Genomic DNA, 19,973 nt, shown 5'->3' on the forward strand with positions numbered 1-19,973 from the left:
TTTCACCTTTCAAAGAGTAAACTTATTCTAGGTATTTGCGAATTTTTCTGATTTGTTTTCTTGAAGCTTTGATCATCCGAGTGGAACCATTTACCGGAAGAAGGATAATTTTACCTGGCAGTTTTATCATTGATTTTGCAAAGCGCTTTGTTCTTGTTTCATCCGGCCTAATTTCATTTTGAAAATCTTTAGAAATCCCTAAGTCCAGATAGAATTCATAGACACGGCGCCCAAAATTTTCTGCTGAAATCTCATAGAGTTTATCTGCCAATCTCTCTTCGTCCATTTTAGGCGTTGTCATAACTGCTTCTAAAATAGCACCAGATAGGTCATTGTCCTCATAATAAAGCGTCCCAAACATTTTATCCGTCACAACATTATCTAGATAAGGATTGCCATGTGCAATAATCGGTGTACCACTGGCAATACTTTCCAAATATGTTAGACCTTGTGTCTCACTAGTCGAAGCAGAAATAAAGAAATCAGCCGCCTTATAGTAAAGGGCAGTTTCATTTGGAGGAATCATACCCGTGAAAATGATAGAATCAGTAATACCTAAACTCTCAGCCTGTTCCTTCAAGTCCGCCAAATAAGGCCCATCTCCTGCTACTACCAATTTTACAGCAGCATTTTCTTTTAAGACATCTGGTAAGGCTTCAATAACTGCTTGAATATTTTTCTCATAGGAAACTCGAGACAAACTGAGCAACATAGTTTCCGAATCATCGATTGCCAATTTCTTTCGTAAATCTTCAATATGATTTTTGGTAATTTCAGGCCGTTCAAACTTAGCCAAATCAATCCCTGTAGGAATGACCCTCTTTTCAGTTGTAACCTTATAACGTGTCAACAAATCATAGACGATTTCACTAGGACAAATCACACCATCCATGTCATTCAAAAAACCACGAACGATATACTTAACCATACTAGGCCGAATCAGCATTCCATTTGCAATATAGCGGACGTAATCTTCATATTGAGTATGATAGGTATGCAGGACAGGAATCTTTAATTCCTTAGCAATCCAGACCCCTAACAACCCCAATGAAAATTCAGTCTGTGTGTGAATGATATCAAGCTGATACTGGCGAGCAATCTCTAAAGCCTTAGAAAAACCTCGGTATGCAACCCGACGATCTTTAAAGGCAAAAAAGGGTACACTCGGTATCCGAATAATCTGCCAATCCTCATAACGATTCACGTCTTTATCAGTTGTCGTAAAGATAAAAACTGTATGTCCTTGCTTTTCAAGTTCCGTCTTCAAAGTCCGAATACTCGTCGCCACACCCGAGACCTGAGGGAAATAGGTATCTGTAAAAAGACCAACTCGCATATTACATCTCCAATACTTTTCGATAGGCTTCTACTAGCTGATAGGCTACATCATCAATTGAACGGCTTTGAGCCACTCGATAACCAGCCTCACGTTTATCAACTTGACCGTCTAAAACTTTTTGAAGTGACTCAACAAATTCATCAACATTATGACAAAGCTCAGCAGATTCTTCGCTAATCCATCCCTCATACACAGGAATATCCCGAAGAATGACATGTTGCTTGCTAGCTAGGGCTTCCAAGACCACAATACCTTCTGTCTCTTCATATGATGGGAAAAAGAATGCATCACTTCCTGACATAGCTCCTTGAAAAACAGCTCCCTTAAAATAGCCAGGGAACTCCACATTAGAAGGATGATCTTTTTCTACTAATCTACGAATCGAAGCTGGGATCAGCCACTTATTGATTGAGCCTAGCCAGATAAAACGAACATCTGGCATCCTTCTAGCCACTTCAACAAAGTCTTCTATTCCTTTTCGCTTAAAATAGAGACCTGCACAGACAACAACCTTTTGGCCTTCCTTAACTTGAAAATGTTCTCTAAAAACCTTTTCCTTTTTAGGATCCGCTTGGTATTTCCCAAGATCTATACCATTTGACACAGCAATAATCGGTGTCGTTACCCCGTAGCCTGCAATAAGCTTTTTAGAATACTCTGACGGTGTAATAACAAAGTCAGCCTTTTGATACATATGAGCCAGATATTTACCAAATAACGGTGCAAAGAAATTTGACCCAATAAAAGAATTCTGAAAATCCTCCTTGGTAGAATGGCCATGCATAATAACCTTCTTCCCATGTCTCTTGGCGGCATGTAAGAGGAGCAAACTTCTTGGTCCATAAGTATTAATATGGACTACATCATAATCACCTAAAATATCTGTCGTATACGGAATACCAGCCAAGTCCAAGGCATGCATTTGGTGTTGCAAAGCTCGACCAATACCAGATTTTTCTAGAACTGATTTTCCTTCTAAATACAATAAAACTTTCATAAATACTATTATACCTGAAAGCAGAAAAAAATTAAACTTTAAATGGCAAAAGCAGGTATGGATCTCTCAATCCTATTGCTTTTCTTGCCAATAAGTAGCCTCAAACTGCATACAAAAAAAGCCACCAAATGGTGACTTTAACTTTTATTTTCTAGTTGAGTCCCGTTCGTAAATACCATGAGATAGAACAACTTCGCGTTCTTCCAACTCTTCCTTGTGCATAATTTTAGTCAGCATACGCATACTAATAGCACCTAAATCATATAAAGGCTGGCTGATAGTCGACAAATTTGGACGTGTATAGCGAGATATCTGTGAATCATCGCTAGTAATAATTTCAAAATCCTCTGGAATTTTTACTCCACGATCAGCTAGTCCGTTTAAAAGACCAGCTGCCAGCTCATCACCTGTAACAAAAGCAGCCGTTGCTTTAGAAGCAATTACTCGTTCAGCTAAATTATAGCCATCATCATAGCTATACTTAGACTCAAAAACAAGACCTTCGCTGTATGACAGCTTTTTACTCTTAAGAGCCGTTTTATAACCGGATAAGCGTACTTTTCCATTGATATCATCAACTAAAGGTCCGCATACAAAAGCAATTTTTTTATTGCGCTTAGCAAGGAATGTGATAGCATCAATTGTAGCCTGTTTATAATCTATATTAACACTTGGCAATTGGTGCTCCACATCAATAGTTCCAGCCAAGACAACTGGCGTGCGTGAGCGTGAAAATTCTGAACGAATCTTTTCAGTAAGGTGGTAACCCATAAAGATAATACCATCTACTTGTTTCGAAAAGAGAGTGTTTACAACTGAAACTTCCTTATCATCATCCTCGTCACTATTTGCTAGGACGATATTGTATTTATACATCTCAGCAATATCATCAATTCCCTTGGCGAGTGTTGAGAAATAACTATTTGTAATACTTGGAATCACAACACCAACTGTCGTAGTCTTCTTGCTAGCCAAACCACGAGCTACTGCATTTGGACGATAATCAAGGCGATCAATTACTTCCAAAACTTTTTTCCGAGTGTTTTCTTTTACATTCTTGTTTCCATTAACTACACGACTAACTGTCGCCATAGAAACCCCTGCTTCACGGGCGACATCATAAATGGTTACTGTATCGTCTGTGTTCATATTGCTTCCTTTCTTAAAGTTGAAAATAACGTTTTCATATTCCTACCAAGAACATTTTATCACTTCTTGGAAACACTTTCAAGCATTTTGATGAGTTTATTTGAAAACTCTTGCTTTTTTAGCCATTTTTTGCCAAAATAGAGGCATAGAAAGAAGGTTTCATTATGACAAAATTGAATCAAATTCGTAATTTTCTTGAAAATGAGAAAAAAGGCGCTGCAATCATTTCAGATCCAGTCACAATTCATTACTTAACCGGATTTTATAGTGACCCTCATGAACGTCAAATGTTTCTCTTTGTCTTCACAGATCAAGAACCTATACTTTTTGTTCCCGCTTTAGAAGTAGAGCGTGCTTCTAGTACCGTTGGTTTTCCTGTAGTAGGTTATGTAGATTCTGAAAACCCTTGGCAAAAGATTAAGGCTTCCCTACCAGTCGAAGCAGTTAAGGCTGTGGCTGTTGAATTTGACAACTTAATTTTAACTAAATACCACGGTTTGAAGACTGTCTTTGAACAGGCTGAATTTACAAACCTTACACCATTTATTCAACGGATGCGCCTGATTAAGTCTGCCGATGAAATCCAAAAAATGCTTGTAGCAGGCCAATATGCTGACAAAGCCGTTAACATTGGTTTTGACAATATTTCTTTAAATAAAACTGAAACAGACATCATTGCTCAGATTGATTTCGCCATCAAGCAAGAAGGCTATGAAATGAGTTTTGAAACTATGGTCCTAACTGGAAATAATGCAGCCAACCCTCATGGTATTCCAGGAGCAAACAAAATTGAAAACAATGCTCTCCTACTCTTTGACCTAGGATGTATGGTTAATGGCTATGCTAGTGATATGACACGGACCGTTGCAGTTGGCCAACCTGACCAGTTCAAAAAAGATATCTACCATCTAACATTAGAAGCTCAGCAAGCTGCACTTGACTTTATCAAACCAGGTGTGACAGCTCATGAGGTAGACCGGGCCGCTCGACAAGTTATCGAAAAAGCTGGCTATGGCGAATATTTCAACCATCGTCTCGGCCATGGTATTGGTATGGATGTTCATGAATTTCCATCTATCATGGAAGGTAATGACATGGTTATTGAAGAAGGTATGTGCTTCTCTGTTGAACCAGGTATTTATATTCCTGACAAGGTCGGTGTCCGCATTGAAGATTGTGGGTATGTCACTAAAAACGGATTTGAACTCTTTACTGAGACTAGCAAGGACTTGCTCTACTTTGATTAGAATAGCCAAAAGCACCCATTGCGGTGCTTTTTTGCTAGTTTGATATCTACTTAGTCAACTGTTACTTCTCCAGTTCTATAGTTAATACGAATCCCCGTTTGAATATTCGGTATGAAAGTATTAAACTCGAGACTCCCATCGCTTGATTTGGTTTCCAGACGAAAGATTACTCCTTTCTTTGCTTCTAATCGTTATTGGACTGAAATTTTTTACACTTTCTTAGATCCTCTTGCCCTTAATTACAAGTCTGAACTCTATTGTTCAGGCTTGCTTTTTCCTAAAAACTTAAGAATCCCGAAAAACAGTCTGTAACTAGTTCGTGAAATTCTTATAGGAATAAATGATTAACTTTTCAAATCAGGTCTTCCCTTGCCCTTCTTTTTTTAAAATGATATAATTTTATTAAATTATCAGAATATTCTAATATATTTTTGTTTTAAGGAGACATCTATGTCCTTCAAGAAAGGCAGAGGGAGAGGCTACCTTAGCTATCTTGTTCTCTTACTTTTTCTCATCATATTTTTACTTTTTCATTGTTTTTATCTGTTTCTTTAGGAGCTGTTAAAATCAATTTGTTAGATACCTACCGGATTGTATTTAGTAAGTTAGGTTGGTTCTCAAATATAGGATACCTTTCCAAATCAAGTATTGCAATCGTTTGGAATATGCGAATCCCAAGAGTACTCCTTGCCATTATTGCAGGAGCTGGACTTTCTATCTGCGGGTGTGTGATGCAGTCCACAGTCAACAATCCCATTGCCGAACCTTACATTCTGGGGATTTCTTCAGGAGCTACTTTTGGAGCTACACTCAGTATCATTTTAGGCCTTAAAGTCTTCACTGGAGTTGCTGCTTTTACGGGAGCACTTCTAGCAACCGCTGCTGTTTTACTAATTGCGACTATACAAGGAAAGTCGACAACATCCAGTCTGATTCTTTCCGGTACAGTAGTTAACGCCCTCTTTATCGCCTTTGCTAATTTTATCATTTCTCTTGGCGCCAATGCTGATAGCGCCTTGACTATCAAATTTTGGACTATGGGTTCTCTGGCAGGGGCATCTTGGTCGAATCTAACTTTTCCTGCTTTCATTGTCTGTCTTTCCCTTTTGTTCTTTTGGTCTCAATATCGAATTTTTAACGCCATGACGATGGGGGAAGAAATTGCTTTAACATTGGGTGTGCCCTTACGCTTTTATTGGTATCTTTATATCACTATTGTCGCGATTATCACTGCTATGCTAGTGGCGTCTTGCGGGATTATTGGTTTTGTAGGATTGATTACTCCTCATTTAGCAAGAGCCCTAATAGGAAGCAATTATAAAGAAATCTTACCCATAGCCAGCCTTCTTGGAGCTCTCTTTGTTCTTTGGGCCGATGTTTTTTCCCGGATTTTAATAAAAAACTCTGAACTTCCGATTGGTATTTTTACCGCTTTAGTAGGAGCTCCCTTTTTTATCTATGTGGTTGCTAAAAGTCGAAAGGAGGTGCTTAATTGAGATGGATCTAATTTGCGAAGATATTCACTATTCAATTAGCCAGAAAAAAATTTTAAATGGCATTTCTCTAAAAGTCGAAGGGAGAAAATTCCACACTATTCTTGGACCCAACGGCTGCGGTAAAACAACCCTATTGAAAACTATATATCGCCAAATTAAACCAGACAGTGGTAGGATTTTTTTAAACGGAAGTCCATTAAAAAATTTGAGTTTAAAATCTACCGCTAAAGGCATGGCAGTTCTCAGTCAATTTAACCAGTTGCAATTTGACACCACTGTTGAGGAAATCGTATTACTGGGGCGAATCCCCCACCTATCTTTTTTACAGAGAGTACAAGAAGAAGATTATGACTTGGTTCATCAATCTTTACTTAAAGTAGATATGGTCGACAAAGCCAAACGCTCCTACTCTTCCCTATCAGGAGGAGAAAAGCAAAGAGTCTTGTTGGCTAGAGCTCTAGCCCAGCAACCAAGTCTGCTCCTGTTAGATGAACCAACTAATCATCTGGATATTAGATATCAGCTGGATATTCTAAGTATTGTTAAAGACTTAGATATCAACGTATTGGCTGTTCTACACGATATTCAATTAGCCTGTCGCTACTCAGATTATCTGTATCTTATGAAAGGAGGTGAAATCCTATACCAAGGCATCCCTGAAGAAGTAATTTGTCAAGAATCACTGCAAGCCATTTATGGTGTTCAAAGCAAGGTCGCTTGGACCAGCGATCAACAAGCAATGATTCAGTATCTCTAAGAAACTATTTTCAGAGATGAATAGTTGAAGAAAAAATTGTTTCCAATGTGACTTTCTTATAATTAATGGAAACTTTTGAGTGGCCACTTTTTGAAAACCTTAGCCTAATCTGGCTATATTCACAACACATGAAAGGAAATGTATATGAAAAAAACACTCAGTATCTTACTCGTTGCGACTGCTGCACTGACAATGGCAGCCTGCAATTCCTCATCTAAGGAAAGTACGAAAGAAAGCTCAACTTCGCAATCTTCCTCAAAAACACAAAACGCGAAAAAGAGCACAGCAGAGACAAAATATCCAGTGACAATCAAAACCTACGATGCCGAAGGCAAGGAGATTGATCAGGTCTTTGAAAAGGCACCGGAAAAGGTCATCACCAATAACCTTTCAACGACCGAAATCTTGATTGAACTGGGATTGAAAGACAAGATCGCTGGTATGCTCAATCCAGACAACAACGTCACAGATAAATACAAGGCTGATATTGCCACCATTCCGCAAGTCGGCGACAAGAAAACCGTATCACAGGAAACTGTCCTATCCTATGAGCCAGATGCTCTTCTTGGCCGAAACATGATGTTTTCCGAGAAGTCTCTGGGGACAGTCAGTGCCTGGAATGAAAACAAAATCCCTGTCTACACACAGAAGGCTTCCCTGTCCAATACCAAGCAAGACCTAGGAAATATCGTTGAAGATGTCAAGAATATAGGAACCATCTTTAACGTTCAAGACAAGGCCAATCAGTATGCTGACCAGCTACAGGCAAGAATTGACACTGTCAAGAAAGCTAATAAGGCTAGCCAAGGCGAAAAGAAAAAAGCGCTTATCATGTGTGCTTACAACGATGAGACTTTCGGTGCTTATAAATCTGCCCTGCAGGAGAGCCTGCTTAACCAGCTCGGCTATACCAATGTAGCGACCGGAACCTCTGACTTGACCTTGGAAAACCTGGTTTCTATGGATCCAGAAGTCATCATCTACGTAACCAGTGACCGCAACAAGTCCATGGATGAGCAAGCAGTTGATCTAATGAAAGCCAATCCAGTTCTGGAAGATGTCCCAGCGGTTAAGAATCAAAAAATCATGACCATCTCCTATGATGAGTTTATGGATTATGGTCCTGCTGTCATCGACTCTCTTGAGAAAATCAATGACTTTATCAATAAATAAGGCCTTTGTCTGGGAGGGTATCACTGTCAATATTACTCTGCCCCAAGATTATGACGGATCACGACCTTATCCAGCAATCTTGCTAAATGATGGCCAGATAAACTACCTGAACAGACTTTCCTCATCGGTAATCTTGATTGGACTGATATCGAACAACAGTCTGGACGATTATACGCCTTGGAAAGCCAATGCTCTAAAGCCTGGCAATCCCGATTTTGGCGGCAGAGCAGATAGCTACCATCAAAAGCTCTTCAGCGGTATTTTAACAGAAATCAGACAGCACTACCTACTGGACGACAAGAGAATTGCCTATGGTGGCTACTCTCTCGGTGGACTAGTTGCTGTATACAGCCTCTATAGCAACTGCAAGATCCCCTGCATCTTTTCTATCTGCGGTTCCTTTTGGTACCCAGGTTTTACCGACTATTGCCAGACACAGGACTTGAAAAACAGGGACTGTCTAGTCTATTTGCAGAATGGAAAGACAGAAGGCGCGAATCACTCGAACCGACTTTCCAAAGCTCCTTTTTATGCTGAAGAAATTCATCGCTTGATTCAGAAAGAAATCCTTACCACGTGCTCCATTATTGACCCTTATGGACATCATGAAGCTCTTCAATCAAGGTATGATTCCTTTATAAAATGGTTAGTTCAATACTGGCATTTAGAAACAACTAGTTAACTATCTTTCTTGAAAAACTTTAATCTAATCATGGCACTATATAGAGAAACACTTTAATTTTTATTGAAGTAGACGGCTTCTACCTTCCTCATCTCTTCTGATTTTAGAAAGATGATAAAAAGCACCAGATTTACTTCCCCCTAAGACTTAGATAGAAATAATCTAAAAACTAGGGTAGGGTAAAATTGGTGCTTTTTCTGTTTTACTATATAACTACTCTACTGTTACTTCTCCAGTTCTATAGTTAATACGAATCCCGGTTTGAATATTTGGAACGAAGACATTAAACTCGAGGCTTCCGTCGCTGGACTTTGCTTCCAAATGAGAGCCCGCTGCTATTAAGTCATCAGGATTAGCATAAATCAAGGTAACTCGATAACGGATTCTCTTCTTTTTATCCAAAGCCTTCCGAATCAAGCTTTCATAAAAATTTTGTCCAGTAGACGAAGGACTGTTTGCCTGATTTGCCCAAGCTGTTTGAACAGCGATATTCTTTGGGTTACTTGTAGAAGCATCGAAGTTCTTTAAGCCTCCGACTAAAGAATATGCTAATAAATGCCCTCGATCAACAGCATGATTAAAATCTCCACTAAGATTTCTCAACTGATGCCAGCCGGCAGGAACCCAACTTGTCGTCCCGTTTCCTGTTTCTTCTCGATTTTTGTATTGTCTAGTCTGTTTAGAAAGCAGTGCGTTCCCAATTATTGGTACTAACTGTCCCTGGACTGACTTCGTTTGATTTTGTGCATAAGGCTGACTGGCAATATCAGCATTCAGGTCTGTCTTGTTGCCATTAATAATAAAAGCACCTGCCTGATTCCATTCTATGCTACCTTTTAATTGCTTACGAACAGAATCAGTCAATACACTCTGAGATAGTGCTTGCTCGGGAGTTGAGATATCCCTTCTTCCTGTTCTTTGAACCTGTGGATTAGACTTTATGTTATCCTGATTCTGATGGTTTGAGTAATAATTAGCACCAGCTATCAGAACAAGTGCCAGAATCAGTCCTACTATGCTTTGAAAGAGTTTCTCTTCTTGTTTCTTCTTCATTTTTTCCTCATAAAAATAGGAGCGGACAAACTGCCCTATACTCCTTATTTACCTGTGAATTTATTAATAATGCTCTGCCATTTATCAGGTGATAAGATGGACCAAGGATTATCGCCACCACCAATCACACCATAACCAATAACTAAACCAATAGCAAAGACAAGGAGCCCCAAGAAAATTACTAAGAGAACAATCCCAACTTGTTTCGCTACATATTTTAACTCATCATTCATCATCATCTTCCTTCACACGCTTGATGTTGGCTCCTAGAGCAGCCAATTTCTCATGGAAAAGATAGTAACCACGATCTAAATGCTCTAATTTGCTAACCTTGGTTTCCCCACTAGCGATAAGGCCCGTCAAAATCAAGGCCGCACTAGCTCTCAAGTCAGTAGACATGACCTCTGCTCCTTGAAGCTTCTGCCCTCCAACAATTCTTGCTGTATCCCGCATAATTTCAGAGTGCAAGCCCATACGACGCATCTCTTCTAAATGTTGGAAGCGATTTTCAAAAACTGTTTCAATCATGGTTGATTCGCCACGGACTACAGTCATCAAGGCAGTAAACTGAGCCTGCATATCCGTTGGAAAACCTGGGTGAGGCAGGGTTTTAACACTAACGGCTTTTAAGCGAGATAAATCTGATTGAATCCGGATTCCCTCTTCTTCTTCAGTTACTGATACACCCATTTCTTGAAGCTTAGCTAGCAATGGACGATTGTGTTCCCAAATAGCATCCTGAATCAGAACATCACCACCTGTCATAGCAGCAGCAACCATAAATGTTCCCGCTTCAATTCGATCCTGAACAACGCTATGTTTGGTTCCTGTTAATTCTTTGACTCCAAGAATAGTTAAAGTCTCAGTTCCTGCACCACGGATCTTTGCTCCCATTTTATTGAGCAAGACAGCTAGATCAACAATCTCTGGTTCTCTAGCGGCATTTTCAATAACAGTTGTCCCTTCAGCCAGTGTCGCAGCCATCATAATATTCTGAGTCGCGCCTACACTCGGGAAATCCATATAAATATGTGCCCCGTGCAACTTATCTGCTTTTGCTTCAATATAGCCGGCTGTCTGAGTAATCTCAGCCCCCATTGCTTCAAGGCCTTTCAGATGTAAATCAATTGGACGACTTCCAATCGTACAGCCACCAGGCATTGATACCTTAGCATGTCCATTACGCGCCAAGATAGGCCCTAGGACGACAATAGATGCCCTCATCTTGCTGACATACTTATAGGGGGCTTCTTCTGTAATATCTTGACTAGCATCGACCACGATCTCATGCTCATCCTGATTGAAGTCTACAGTAGTATTTAAACCGCGAACAACATTGTTCATGGTGAAGACGTCTGAAAGGACGGGTACATTTGTTAAAATCGTTTTTCCTTTACTTGCCAAGACGGTTGCAGCCAAAAGAGGCAAGACTGCATTCTTTGCACCCTCGATTTGTACTGTTCCAACTAAGCGATTATTTCCACCTTGAATAATAATTTTATCCATATATACTCCCTTACTCATTCATTGTTTCTAGTTTCTCTCTTATTTTACGTTTCCATTCAAAATATCAAAACTTACTTGATAAATACTTAGGAAAAAGAGACTAACCAGATAACCAAGCGCAATACTCAAGAATAGAATGAGTAAGCGAATTTTTAAAGCATTATCAGCATTTACTTTCAAGAGCCTCTCCCAGTTAACAAGACTAGATAATAACTGATGAGACAAAAAAATAAATAGTAAATGACTGCTAAGCGTAAAAACTATTTGAATCATAGACCTATTATACCAAAAATACTAAATAATGGGAAATGACCTTTACTTATCCCCTCTCGCCTTGTTCTTGAAGCAAGTTCTGACAGAAAAAAGCTTGTTGCCTTACAGCAACAAGCTTATGTCTAATCATTATTTTACAAAGTCAAGCAATGCCAAGAAACTTTCAGCTTCAAGTGAAGCTCCACCAACAAGGGCACCGTCAACGTCAGGGCAAGCCATGTATGAAGCAACGTTTTCAGGTTTAACAGAACCACCGTATTGAACACGAACTTTGTCCGCAACTTCTTGACCGAAGTCAGCAGCTACAACGTCACGAACAACTTTACACATTTTTTGTGCGTCATCTTGTGAAGCTGATTTACCAGTACCGATAGCCCAGATTGGCTCGTAAGCGATAACTGATGCAGCAACTTGTTCAGCTGTCAATCCAGCCAATGCAGCAGATACTTGAGCACCTACGAATTCAGCAGCTTTACCAGCTTCGTAAGTTTCAAGCGACTCACCACAACAGATGATTGGAAGCATACCGTTTGCAAAGATTGCTTTTGCTTTTTTGTTGATGTCTTCGTCAGTTTCATGGAAGTAGTCACGACGTTCTGAGTGACCGATAACAACGTAGTCTGTACCGATTTCTTTCAAAACTTGTGGGCTAGTTTCACCAGTGAAAGCACCTGCATTTTCAAAGTAGCAGTTTTGAGCAGCAACTTTAAGGTTTGAACCTTTAGCAGCAGCAAGAACAGCTGTCAAATCAACTGCAGGAGCTGCGATACCTGCTTCAACAAGGTCTGATGAAGGAAGTTTTGATGCAACAGCTTCAACGAATGCTTTTGCTTCTTCTGGATTTTTGTTCATTTTCCAGTTACCAGCGATAAATGGTTTACGTGACATTTCACATACCTCTTTTTTCATTTTATTTTCATGTTCCATTGTATCACAGTTGGCTCAATAAATAAAGGCGCTTGCTAAGTTTTTATCAAATTGAAACGGCTAAAATACTGCTCTCTATTTTATAAAAGACCTTGCTATATGTCCATTATGAAGCTAAATACATTGGTGTTAGGAATATTAGTAAACAAATCCTTCTTTCAAAAAATATAAAAAAACCCGCATAAGCGGGTTTAGTGTCTGACTTAAATTGTTAATCTGGTAACTTAATTGAATTAAGCTTCGATTTCTGTAACCATACCTGAACCAACAGTACGTCCACCTTCACGGATAGAGAAAGTAGTACCTTGTTCAACGGCGATTGGGTGGATCAATTCAACTTCGATAGTTACGTTATCACCAGGCATTACCATTTCAGTACCTGCTGGAAGTTCGATTGAACCTGTAACGTCAGTTGTACGGAAGTAGAACTGTGGACGGTAGTTGTTGAAGAATGGAGTGTGACGTCCACCTTCTTCTTTAGTAAGGATATAAACTTCACCTTTGAATTTAGTGTGTGGGTTGATTGAACCTGGTTTAGCAATAACTTGTCCACGTTCGATTTCATCACGTTGGATACCACGGAGAAGCACACCTACGTTGTCCCCTGCAAGACCTTCGTCAAGCTGTTTACGGAACATTTCAACACCAGTAACAACTGCTTTTTGGATTTCTTCTTTGATACCAACGATTTCGATTTCGTCGTTGACTTTAACGATACCACGGTCGATACGTCCTGAAGCAACTGTACCACGTCCAGTGATTGAGAATACGTCTTCGACTGGAAGAAGCAATGGTTTGTCAGTGTCGCGTTCTGGTTCTGGAATGTATTCATCAACAGTGTTCATCAATTCCATGATGATATCTTCGTATTTAGAGTCACCTTCAAGAGCTTTAAGAGCTGAACCTTGGATAACTGGAAGATCGTCACCTGGGAAGTCGTATTCTGACAAGAGGTCACGGATTTCCATTTCAACCAATTCAAGCAATTCTTCATCGTCAACCAAGTCAACTTTGTTCATGAACACGATCAAGTGTTTAACACCAACTTGGCGAGAAAGAAGGATGTGCTCACGAGTTTGTGGCATAGGACCATCAGTTGAAGCTACTACAAGGATAGCTCCGTCCATTTGAGCGGCACCAGTGATCATGTTTTTAACGTAGTCCGCGTGTCCTGGAGCGTCGATGTGAGCGTAGTGACGTTTTTCAGTTTCATACTCAACGTGCGCAGTGTTGATAGTGATACCGCGTTCGCGTTCTTCTGGAGCAGCATCGATAGACGCATAGTCTTTTGGTTGGTTAACTGATGAAGGCAAGCGACGTGCCAATACAGTTGTGATAGCTGCTGTCAAAGTAGTTTTACCGTGGTCAACGTGTCCGATAGTACCAATGTTAACGTGTGGTTTACTACGATCGTATTTTTCTTTTGCCATTTGAGTAAAAGCCTCCAATAAAATATATTTTATAGATAGACAGTAGGCAATACAGTCTAACTTTCCTTACTATTTTATCAAATTCTAGTGAAAATGCAAGCCTTTTACACATTTTTTGTGAATAAACCTTTTCTAACAGAAAGCTCAACTTGTATATGACAAGTTGACTACTAGCGTATATTCTAAAACTCATCATCTGCTTCTCTTCTTACTTCCTTAAAGGGTTTAACAAAACTACAAAAATGATTTAATCGATTAAAAAAAATCGGAAATATTTCCGATTTTTCTTCGTATTAACCTGAGTTTCGCAAACCAGTCGCAATACCATTAATAGTGATGTGAATCAGCTTCTCTTGATCAGGCGTGAGCTGACCATTGCGTTGACGTTTAATCAGCTCTAGTTGAATATAGTTCAAAACATTAAAGTAAGGCATACGATAGTCCAAGCTGTCTCTTAGATAAGTATTTTCAGCCAAGAGTTCATCGTGTCCTTCAATCTCAAGAATAACATTCTTAGTTAGTTGCCACTCATCCAAGATAATATTGAAAATATCCCGAACATTCTGATCTTCGCATAACTGAGCATATTCAAAAGCAATGTTCATATTGGACTTAGAAAGGACCATGTCTACATTTGATAATAGAGATTTGAAGAATGGCCATCTCTTGTACATAAGTTGTAGAAAGGCAAGGTTATTTTCTGGATCTTGATCAATAAATTCCTTGAAACTCGAGCCAACACCGTACCAACCAGGGAACATCACTCGACTTTGAGACCATGAGAAGACCCATGGGATCGCTCGAAGACCACCGATTTCAGTAATCGTTTTACGAGCTGCAGGACGAGAGCCAATATTAAAGCTAGAAATCGCTTTGATTGGACTAGATTCAAAGAAATAATCATAAAAGCGTTCGTCGCCAAAGACTAAATCACGATAAATCTGATAGCTTCGCTCGACAACTTGATCCATGATCCGCTCATATTTATTGGATGTATGGGCATCACTTTTCTTATGTGTTACCATTCGATTGATTGCTGCAGAAACGAGCATTTCCAAATTATAGTAGGCTGCATCTTTATTACCATATTTGTTTCCAATAACTTCCCCTTGCTCAGTAAGGCGGATCCGGTCGTTGATACTTCGTAGGGGTTGTGAGGTGATCGCTTCATAGGTTGGACCGCCACCACGGCCAACTGTACCTCCACGACCATGGAAGAAGGTAATTTTAACACCAAATTTATCACCGATAGCAGTCAGCTGTTGCTGAGCCTTATAGAGAGTCCAGCAAGAAGATAGGTAACCACCATCTTTATTACTGTCTGAGTAACCCAACATGATTTCTTGGTAATTATTCTTAGAGGCAATCCACTTCTGAGCAATAGGCAAAGATAGATACTTTTCCATTGTTTCGCATGAATTGTCCAAATCTTCAATTGTCTCAAAAAGAGGAACAATCTGTACTCGAGTCCCATTTTCATCAATCAGTCCTACTTCTTTCAGCATAATAGCCAACTCCAGTAGGTCTGATACACTGGTCGAGTGAGAAATGATGTTCTGCTTGATGACTTCTTCCCCAAGTGCATCTTTCAGCTGTCGAGCAGTCTTGAAAATTTCTAATTCTTTTTGCAAAAGTTCGGACTTAGGCTCATGAGTAGCTGATAGAATGCGAGGATCCTCAAGCAATTGCTTAAGTAGTACCTGACATTTTTCTTCTTCAGATAAGCTACTGTAATCTTTTACAATGTTTGCTGATGCCAAGAGCTCAGCCACACAAGCTTCATGAACACTAGAATCCTGTCGCATATCAATGCTGGCTAAGAAGAAACCAAAAACATCTACTGCTTGTAAAAGTTCTGTCAGGTCTCCTGTCACTAAAGCCTCACCATGATGTTCGATAAGAGAATCATAAATGACCTGTAAGTCTTCTTTGAATTCTTTTGCAGTTTTGTAAGAAGGTGTTTCCTCCTTCTTCAACTCAGTTAAGGTTTCACTGATACGAGACTGAATATAGTTTGGAATAATTTCCCGTCCCTTATTACTCACAGAAGGAGTTGTCTTGGCAGATAATGTTTTCTCAGCTCGATCAGTCAAGCGCTGACCTTCATTAGAAAAGTTTCCTTCTTTCAGGTACAGCAAGGTCTGAATCAGCTTGGACTGAATATAGTGGAAGGCACGGCGGTAAGGCTCATTTTCACGATAAACAGATTTATCAGTTGACAAAGCAGCCATTTCTGCTACTGCCTGACTAGTTTCTGAGAGATTCGTTGACAGAGAGAAAGTACGATAAAGTGTATAAACCTTGTCAATGTAATAGTTGAGAATGACTTCACTCTGGAGAGTGGCTGATAGTTTCAAGGTTTCTGCTGTTACAAAAGGATTCCCATCCCGGTCACCACCAATCCACATCCCCATGGTAATAGGTTTAGGATTATCCAACTTGATGCCCCGCTCTTCTGCCAAGCGTTTGTATTCGACCATAAAGTTGGTAATGGCTTGTAGAAAAGAGCTATTGTAGTATTCCATGACATTGGTAATCTCATTGGTTACTTTTAGTTTCTTATCCCGAATCATATCTGTCTGCATCATAAGCTCGATGTAACGACGAAGGTTGCCTAGCCACTTCTTCTCATTAACCAGACCAGCCTTAACATCTCGATGCTGACGCAAAAGGGTGTGAATATGATTTGTCAGATCCAGCATTGTCTTTCTTTGCACCTGAGTTGGGTGAGCTGTCAGTACCGGAACAACATTTAAATTCTCTAGAATTTCTTTTGCATTCTCCCGCGTTGAAATCAAGTCAATAGTTGTTGACAGCTTTCCAAGATAATCTTGGTCGATATTGTTCTGATGATTGATTTCATAGGCTAGATCAACGTCTTCAGAAATATTAATCAAGAGTGGCAGAATAGAAAAATAACGAGAAATATAGACCATTTCTTCTGTTGTTAGTTCTTCTACGATTTCCTTTAGTTCCTGGTATTTGGAGTGAACAGCTAAATCCTGCATCATTTCAATCTTTTCGAATGTCTCAGGACTAAGAATTTTACGCGTAACATCAGTAAGTAAGTCCGTCAAAATGGAAACTTCTTCTCGAATAACATCTTTATTACTAAAGCTTTCTAACTTATTAAATGACATGGTCTGAACCTTTCTATTTAAGGACAAAGACTAGCTAACAACCAGCCGGTCTCACAAAGTTTCTTCTAAAACACGATTGATATTGTTTCGTTTTTCGTTGGCATCAATATTGAGTACAAAGGCAATTCCAACTGACAGAACTAAGAGACTATTCCCACCTTGTGATAGGAATGGAAAAGTCACCCCTGTTGAAGGAATCAATCCTGAGATCCCTCCAATGTTTATAAAGGTTTGGGTCAGCATCATGCCTCCAATTCCCAAAGCCACCATTGAATTAAAAGGGTCTCTAGCTCGAATACCTACCAGAATGATTCGCAAGATTAGGAAAAACAGTAGGGCTAAAATTAAGCTAGCACCAATAAAGCCCAATTCCTCGATAACAATTGAAAAAACAAAATCTGTCTGCGCTTCGGGTAAATAGCCTCGTTTTTCAATTGAATTTCCAAGTCCTAATCCAAACCAGCCTCCGTTTACAATCGCATAATATGAATTCGCAAGTTGATGCCCTGCTCCTGACACATCTGTAAAGGGATTAAAGAAGGCACTAAACCTCTTGGCAACATATCCAAACAAAGGAACCTTGGAGACTTTTTCTACACCAAGCAGCCAAATACTGGATAGGATCAAGGTCGAAGTTCCTACCAGTATTCCTAGCATGGCTGAGAACCATCGATGTCCAATACCACTTACAGAAACCATTATTAGGACAGTCAAAGCTAAAATAGTAGCATTCCCCAAGTCCGGCATGATAACAACGATACCTATCAAAATTCCTGTGATAGTACGCCAATCACTTAACGTTCTGGGTAACCACCGGTTAAAAGTTAAAGCTTGATAATCATATATTTCAATCTCTTCCTGCTTTCTTGAAAACCTCAGTGCTAAGAACCAGACCAGCAGAATTTTCAGATACTCGGCAGGCTGAATACTAACCCCGCCAATAAAAAGCCAACCATGTGCTCCGTTTACTGCACGAGTTATAAAACGCGATAAGAGTAACAGGATCACTTCCACTAAAATGAAACCGAACAAAACCTCTTGTTTCTTAAAAATATCGATCTTTACCTTATATATAAAAACAATTGCTATTAAACTCAGAATCCAAAATATGCCTTGGCTTATAACTGATTTAAAAGAATTAGCACCTGACTGAACCAAGGTCGCACTGGTTGTTGAATAGACAATAATCAAGCCTAAAACTGATAAAATCAAATAGGGAATTAAGATAGAGTAGTTTAATAGGTGTCGTTTGTCAATCTTCATACTTCACCTAAATTTTCTAAAATTTCATTGTACATTATATCATTTTTCAAAACGAAAAAAAAGCCATATCCTTTTCGCAATGTAGCAAAATCTTATGATAAAATGTAAGAAAACAACTGATTGGAGGTCTAAAACTATGAATGTTTACCAATTTTCTGTCGAAAAACAAGATGGCAGCCAGCTTTCACTGGACAGTTTTAATGGGAAAGTCTTACTCATTGTAAATACAGCAACTGGCTGCGGATTTACTCCACAGTATAAAGGACTGCAGGAATTATATCTTCGCTATCATGGTGAAGGATTTGAAATATTAGATTTTCCCTGCAATCAGTTTAAAAATCAAGCTCCAGGAAGTGCAGAAGAAATCAACAATTTCTGTAACCTAAACTATCAGACCAGCTTTCCCCGTTTTCAAAAGATTAACGTAAATGGAAAAAAAGCTGACCCACTATATACATGGCTTAAAGAAGCAAAGGGGGGAATTCTATCTAAAGATATTAAGTGGAACTTCACCAAATTTCTTTTAGATAAAGAAGGCCATGTGATGAAACGCTACTCTCCTCAAACATCTCCTCAAGATATTGAAAAAGATATTCAAGAACTTTTAAAATGAATAAATTTCTAATAAGCTAAAACTTGAACAGTAGGTGTTCAGAAGTTCTATTATAAATGATTTTTTTTGCTTTTTTATTTTTTTTAGGTTACAATAAAAAAGTATGAGAAAGAAGATAAAACCAATCGTTGTACTCGCTTTCTTTGTCTGCTTTATTCTAACAATATTGGTTAGTAGGCAACTATCGAATGCGAAAGGTCAACGAGAACAAACAAAAACTGTCCAATCATCTTCTTCAAGCTCTTCGGAAAAAATAGATCTTACTAAACCAATCATCGATTTGTCTGGTTGGCAGCTTCCGAGCGAGATTGATTATGATCAATTGGCTAAAAATGTTTCAGGAGTCATTGTGCGTATCCAGAGCGGTTCCTATACTAAAAAAGAGAATGCTGCTACTTATGCTAACGGGCTGGATAAAGCATACAAAACCCATATCAAGGAATTTCAAAAACGCAACATCCCTGTAGCAGTCTATGCTTATGTATCTGCTTCTTCGACTAAAGAAATGGAAAAAGAGGCAGAAAGTTTTTACAAGGCCGCATCAAAATACAAGCCGACCTACTACTGGCTAGATGTTGAAGAAAAAACCATGTCTGATATGAATGGAGGTGTCGAAGCCTTCCGTGCTAAATTAGAGTCTTTAGGCGTGAAAAATATTGGGATTTATGTAGGTACTTACTTCATGGAAGAACACAGCATAAATACTGAGAAATTCACAGCTCTTTGGATTCCAACTTATGGAACCGATAATGGTTATTATAATGCTGCTCCTAAGACTGACATTGATTATGATTTGCACCAATATACTTCCCAAGGAACTTTAAATGGTTTCTCTCATCCTTTAGACTTAAATCAGATTTCAACTTTAAAGAACCGAGAGGAAACTCATGCCAAATTATTTGGCAAACAATGATTTAAAATCAAGTAT

Annotated in this window: 17 protein-coding genes and 2 pseudogenes; 7 read left to right on the forward strand and 12 right to left on the reverse strand. The window is 39.1% G+C overall.

Going from position 1 to position 19,973, the window contains the following annotated elements; genetic code table 11:
* Nucleotides 1–22: 22 nt before the first annotated feature.
* The 3 genes from O3640_RS05140 to ccpA all read right to left on the reverse strand — a co-directional run bounded on the left by O3640_RS05140 (nucleotide 23) and on the right by ccpA (nucleotide 3,485).
* Nucleotides 23–1,336: a glycosyltransferase family 4 protein gene (locus O3640_RS05140; RefSeq protein ID WP_045502122.1), complete on the reverse strand. Its 1,314-nt coding sequence runs from the start codon at nucleotides 1,334–1,336 to the stop codon at nucleotides 23–25.
* 1 nt (nucleotide 1,337) lies between these two features.
* Nucleotides 1,338–2,336: a glycosyltransferase family 4 protein gene (locus tag O3640_RS05145; protein ID WP_045634637.1), complete on the reverse strand. Its 999-nt coding sequence runs from the start codon at nucleotides 2,334–2,336 to the stop codon at nucleotides 1,338–1,340.
* Between the two features lie 144 nt (nucleotides 2,337–2,480).
* On the reverse strand, nucleotides 2,481–3,485 hold the full coding sequence (gene ccpA, locus O3640_RS05150) for a catabolite control protein A (RefSeq protein WP_008809011.1): 1,005 nt from the start codon (nucleotides 3,483–3,485) through the stop codon (nucleotides 2,481–2,483).
* Nucleotides 3,486–3,649: 164 nt separating this feature from the next.
* On the opposite strand from ccpA, the gene O3640_RS05155 reads away from it, so the two are divergent.
* Nucleotides 3,650–4,732 carry a Xaa-Pro peptidase family protein gene (locus tag O3640_RS05155; protein WP_268723170.1) on the forward strand — a complete coding sequence of 361 codons (1,083 nt, stop codon included), beginning with the start codon at nucleotides 3,650–3,652 and terminating at the stop codon, nucleotides 4,730–4,732.
* A 50-nt stretch (nucleotides 4,733–4,782) separates the two neighbouring features.
* On the opposite strand, the pseudogene O3640_RS05160 reads toward O3640_RS05155, so the two are convergent.
* Nucleotides 4,783–4,890: pseudogene (locus O3640_RS05160) on the reverse strand (DNA-entry nuclease); the annotation flags it as partial.
* A gap of 292 nt (nucleotides 4,891–5,182) precedes the next feature.
* On the opposite strand from O3640_RS05160, the pseudogene O3640_RS05165 reads away from it, so the two are divergent.
* The 4 genes and pseudogenes from O3640_RS05165 (at nucleotide 5,183) to O3640_RS05180 (ending at nucleotide 8,840) form a co-directional block, all read left to right on the forward strand.
* A pseudogene (locus O3640_RS05165) lies at nucleotides 5,183–6,228 on the forward strand (FecCD family ABC transporter permease).
* A gap of 1 nt (nucleotide 6,229) precedes the next feature.
* On the forward strand, nucleotides 6,230–6,985 hold the full coding sequence (locus tag O3640_RS05170) for an ABC transporter ATP-binding protein (protein WP_125366956.1): 756 nt from the start codon (nucleotides 6,230–6,232) through the stop codon (nucleotides 6,983–6,985).
* A 144-nt stretch (nucleotides 6,986–7,129) separates the two neighbouring features.
* A complete protein-coding gene (locus tag O3640_RS05175; RefSeq protein ID WP_125366955.1) occupies nucleotides 7,130–8,158 on the forward strand; it encodes an ABC transporter substrate-binding protein in 1,029 nt (342 codons plus the stop codon).
* Nucleotides 8,139–8,840, forward strand: coding sequence for an alpha/beta hydrolase-fold protein (locus O3640_RS05180; protein WP_125366954.1), 702 nt, complete (start codon nucleotides 8,139–8,141; stop codon nucleotides 8,838–8,840). The genes O3640_RS05175 and O3640_RS05180 overlap by 20 nt, the downstream gene beginning before the upstream one ends.
* A gap of 213 nt (nucleotides 8,841–9,053) precedes the next feature.
* Here O3640_RS05180 and O3640_RS05185 read toward each other — a convergent pair whose 3' ends face one another.
* The 8 genes from O3640_RS05185 to ftsW all read right to left on the reverse strand — a co-directional run bounded on the left by O3640_RS05185 (nucleotide 9,054) and on the right by ftsW (nucleotide 18,432).
* Nucleotides 9,054–9,893 carry a DNA/RNA non-specific endonuclease gene (locus O3640_RS05185; protein WP_125366953.1) on the reverse strand — a complete coding sequence of 280 codons (840 nt, stop codon included), beginning with the start codon at nucleotides 9,891–9,893 and terminating at the stop codon, nucleotides 9,054–9,056.
* A 44-nt stretch (nucleotides 9,894–9,937) separates the two neighbouring features.
* Nucleotides 9,938–10,126 (reverse strand): DNA-directed RNA polymerase subunit beta, encoded by a 189-nt coding sequence (locus O3640_RS05190; RefSeq protein WP_045502090.1) that lies wholly within the window; start codon nucleotides 10,124–10,126, stop codon nucleotides 9,938–9,940.
* Complete coding sequence (gene murA / locus O3640_RS05195) at nucleotides 10,119–11,399, reverse strand: UDP-N-acetylglucosamine 1-carboxyvinyltransferase (RefSeq protein ID WP_012000226.1); 1,281 nt, start codon at nucleotides 11,397–11,399, stop codon at nucleotides 10,119–10,121. Before murA ends, O3640_RS05190 begins: the two co-directional genes overlap by 8 nt.
* A 39-nt stretch (nucleotides 11,400–11,438) precedes the next feature.
* Complete coding sequence (locus O3640_RS05200) at nucleotides 11,439–11,672, reverse strand: DUF1146 family protein (RefSeq protein ID WP_037622338.1); 234 nt, start codon at nucleotides 11,670–11,672, stop codon at nucleotides 11,439–11,441.
* A gap of 129 nt (nucleotides 11,673–11,801) precedes the next feature.
* Nucleotides 11,802–12,560, reverse strand: coding sequence for a triose-phosphate isomerase (gene tpiA / locus O3640_RS05205; RefSeq protein WP_000087899.1), 759 nt, complete (start codon nucleotides 12,558–12,560; stop codon nucleotides 11,802–11,804).
* A 272-nt stretch (nucleotides 12,561–12,832) separates the two neighbouring features.
* A complete protein-coding gene (tuf, locus tag O3640_RS05210) occupies nucleotides 12,833–14,029 on the reverse strand; it encodes an elongation factor Tu (protein WP_045634647.1) in 1,197 nt (398 codons plus the stop codon).
* Nucleotides 14,030–14,322: 293 nt separating this feature from the next.
* On the reverse strand, nucleotides 14,323–17,169 hold the full coding sequence (gene ppc, locus O3640_RS05215; protein WP_125366952.1) for a phosphoenolpyruvate carboxylase: 2,847 nt from the start codon (nucleotides 17,167–17,169) through the stop codon (nucleotides 14,323–14,325).
* A 51-nt stretch (nucleotides 17,170–17,220) separates the two neighbouring features.
* Entirely contained in the window at nucleotides 17,221–18,432 is a 1,212-nt protein-coding gene (gene ftsW, locus O3640_RS05220) for a cell division peptidoglycan polymerase FtsW (protein WP_008809024.1), read from the reverse strand.
* Nucleotides 18,433–18,568: 136 nt separating this feature from the next.
* On the opposite strand from ftsW, the gene O3640_RS05225 reads away from it, so the two are divergent.
* Both O3640_RS05225 and O3640_RS05230 read left to right on the forward strand, forming a co-directional pair.
* Nucleotides 18,569–19,045 (forward strand): glutathione peroxidase, encoded by a 477-nt coding sequence (locus O3640_RS05225; RefSeq protein WP_045502074.1) that lies wholly within the window; start codon nucleotides 18,569–18,571, stop codon nucleotides 19,043–19,045.
* Between the two features lie 103 nt (nucleotides 19,046–19,148).
* Nucleotides 19,149–19,958: a glycoside hydrolase family 25 protein gene (locus tag O3640_RS05230; protein ID WP_045773799.1), complete on the forward strand. Its 810-nt coding sequence runs from the start codon at nucleotides 19,149–19,151 to the stop codon at nucleotides 19,956–19,958.
* Nucleotides 19,959–19,973 lie beyond the last annotated feature (15 nt).

The organism is Streptococcus sp. 27098_8_75 (assembly GCF_041432475.1).
GTDB lineage: Bacteria > Bacillota > Bacilli > Lactobacillales > Streptococcaceae > Streptococcus > Streptococcus gordonii.

Bases quoted from the DNA above. Each gene is read 5' to 3' on its own strand.
- O3640_RS05140 (WP_045502122.1), bottom strand. From the start codon at position 1,336: ATGCGAGTTGGTCTTTTTACAGATACCTATTTCCCTCAGGTCTCGGGT.
- O3640_RS05145 (WP_045634637.1), bottom strand. From the start codon at position 2,336: ATGAAAGTTTTATTGTATTTAGAAGGAAAATCAGTTCTAGAAAAATCT.
- ccpA (WP_008809011.1), bottom strand. From the start codon at position 3,485: ATGAACACAGACGATACAGTAACCATTTATGATGTCGCCCGTGAAGCA.
- O3640_RS05155 (WP_268723170.1), top strand. From the start codon at position 3,650: ATGACAAAATTGAATCAAATTCGTAATTTTCTTGAAAATGAGAAAAAA.
- O3640_RS05170 (WP_125366956.1), top strand. From the start codon at position 6,230: ATGGATCTAATTTGCGAAGATATTCACTATTCAATTAGCCAGAAAAAA.
- O3640_RS05175 (WP_125366955.1), top strand. From the start codon at position 7,130: ATGAAAAAAACACTCAGTATCTTACTCGTTGCGACTGCTGCACTGACA.
- O3640_RS05180 (WP_125366954.1), top strand. From the start codon at position 8,139: ATGACTTTATCAATAAATAAGGCCTTTGTCTGGGAGGGTATCACTGTC.
- O3640_RS05185 (WP_125366953.1), bottom strand. From the start codon at position 9,893: ATGAAGAAGAAACAAGAAGAGAAACTCTTTCAAAGCATAGTAGGACTG.
- O3640_RS05190 (WP_045502090.1), bottom strand. From the start codon at position 10,126: ATGAATGATGAGTTAAAATATGTAGCGAAACAAGTTGGGATTGTTCTC.
- murA (WP_012000226.1), bottom strand. From the start codon at position 11,399: ATGGATAAAATTATTATTCAAGGTGGAAATAATCGCTTAGTTGGAACA.
- O3640_RS05200 (WP_037622338.1), bottom strand. From the start codon at position 11,672: ATGATTCAAATAGTTTTTACGCTTAGCAGTCATTTACTATTTATTTTT.
- tpiA (WP_000087899.1), bottom strand. From the start codon at position 12,560: ATGTCACGTAAACCATTTATCGCTGGTAACTGGAAAATGAACAAAAAT.
- tuf (WP_045634647.1), bottom strand. From the start codon at position 14,029: ATGGCAAAAGAAAAATACGATCGTAGTAAACCACACGTTAACATTGGT.
- ppc (WP_125366952.1), bottom strand. From the start codon at position 17,169: ATGTCATTTAATAAGTTAGAAAGCTTTAGTAATAAAGATGTTATTCGA.
- ftsW (WP_008809024.1), bottom strand. From the start codon at position 18,432: ATGAAGATTGACAAACGACACCTATTAAACTACTCTATCTTAATTCCC.
- O3640_RS05225 (WP_045502074.1), top strand. From the start codon at position 18,569: ATGAATGTTTACCAATTTTCTGTCGAAAAACAAGATGGCAGCCAGCTT.
- O3640_RS05230 (WP_045773799.1), top strand. From the start codon at position 19,149: ATGAGAAAGAAGATAAAACCAATCGTTGTACTCGCTTTCTTTGTCTGC.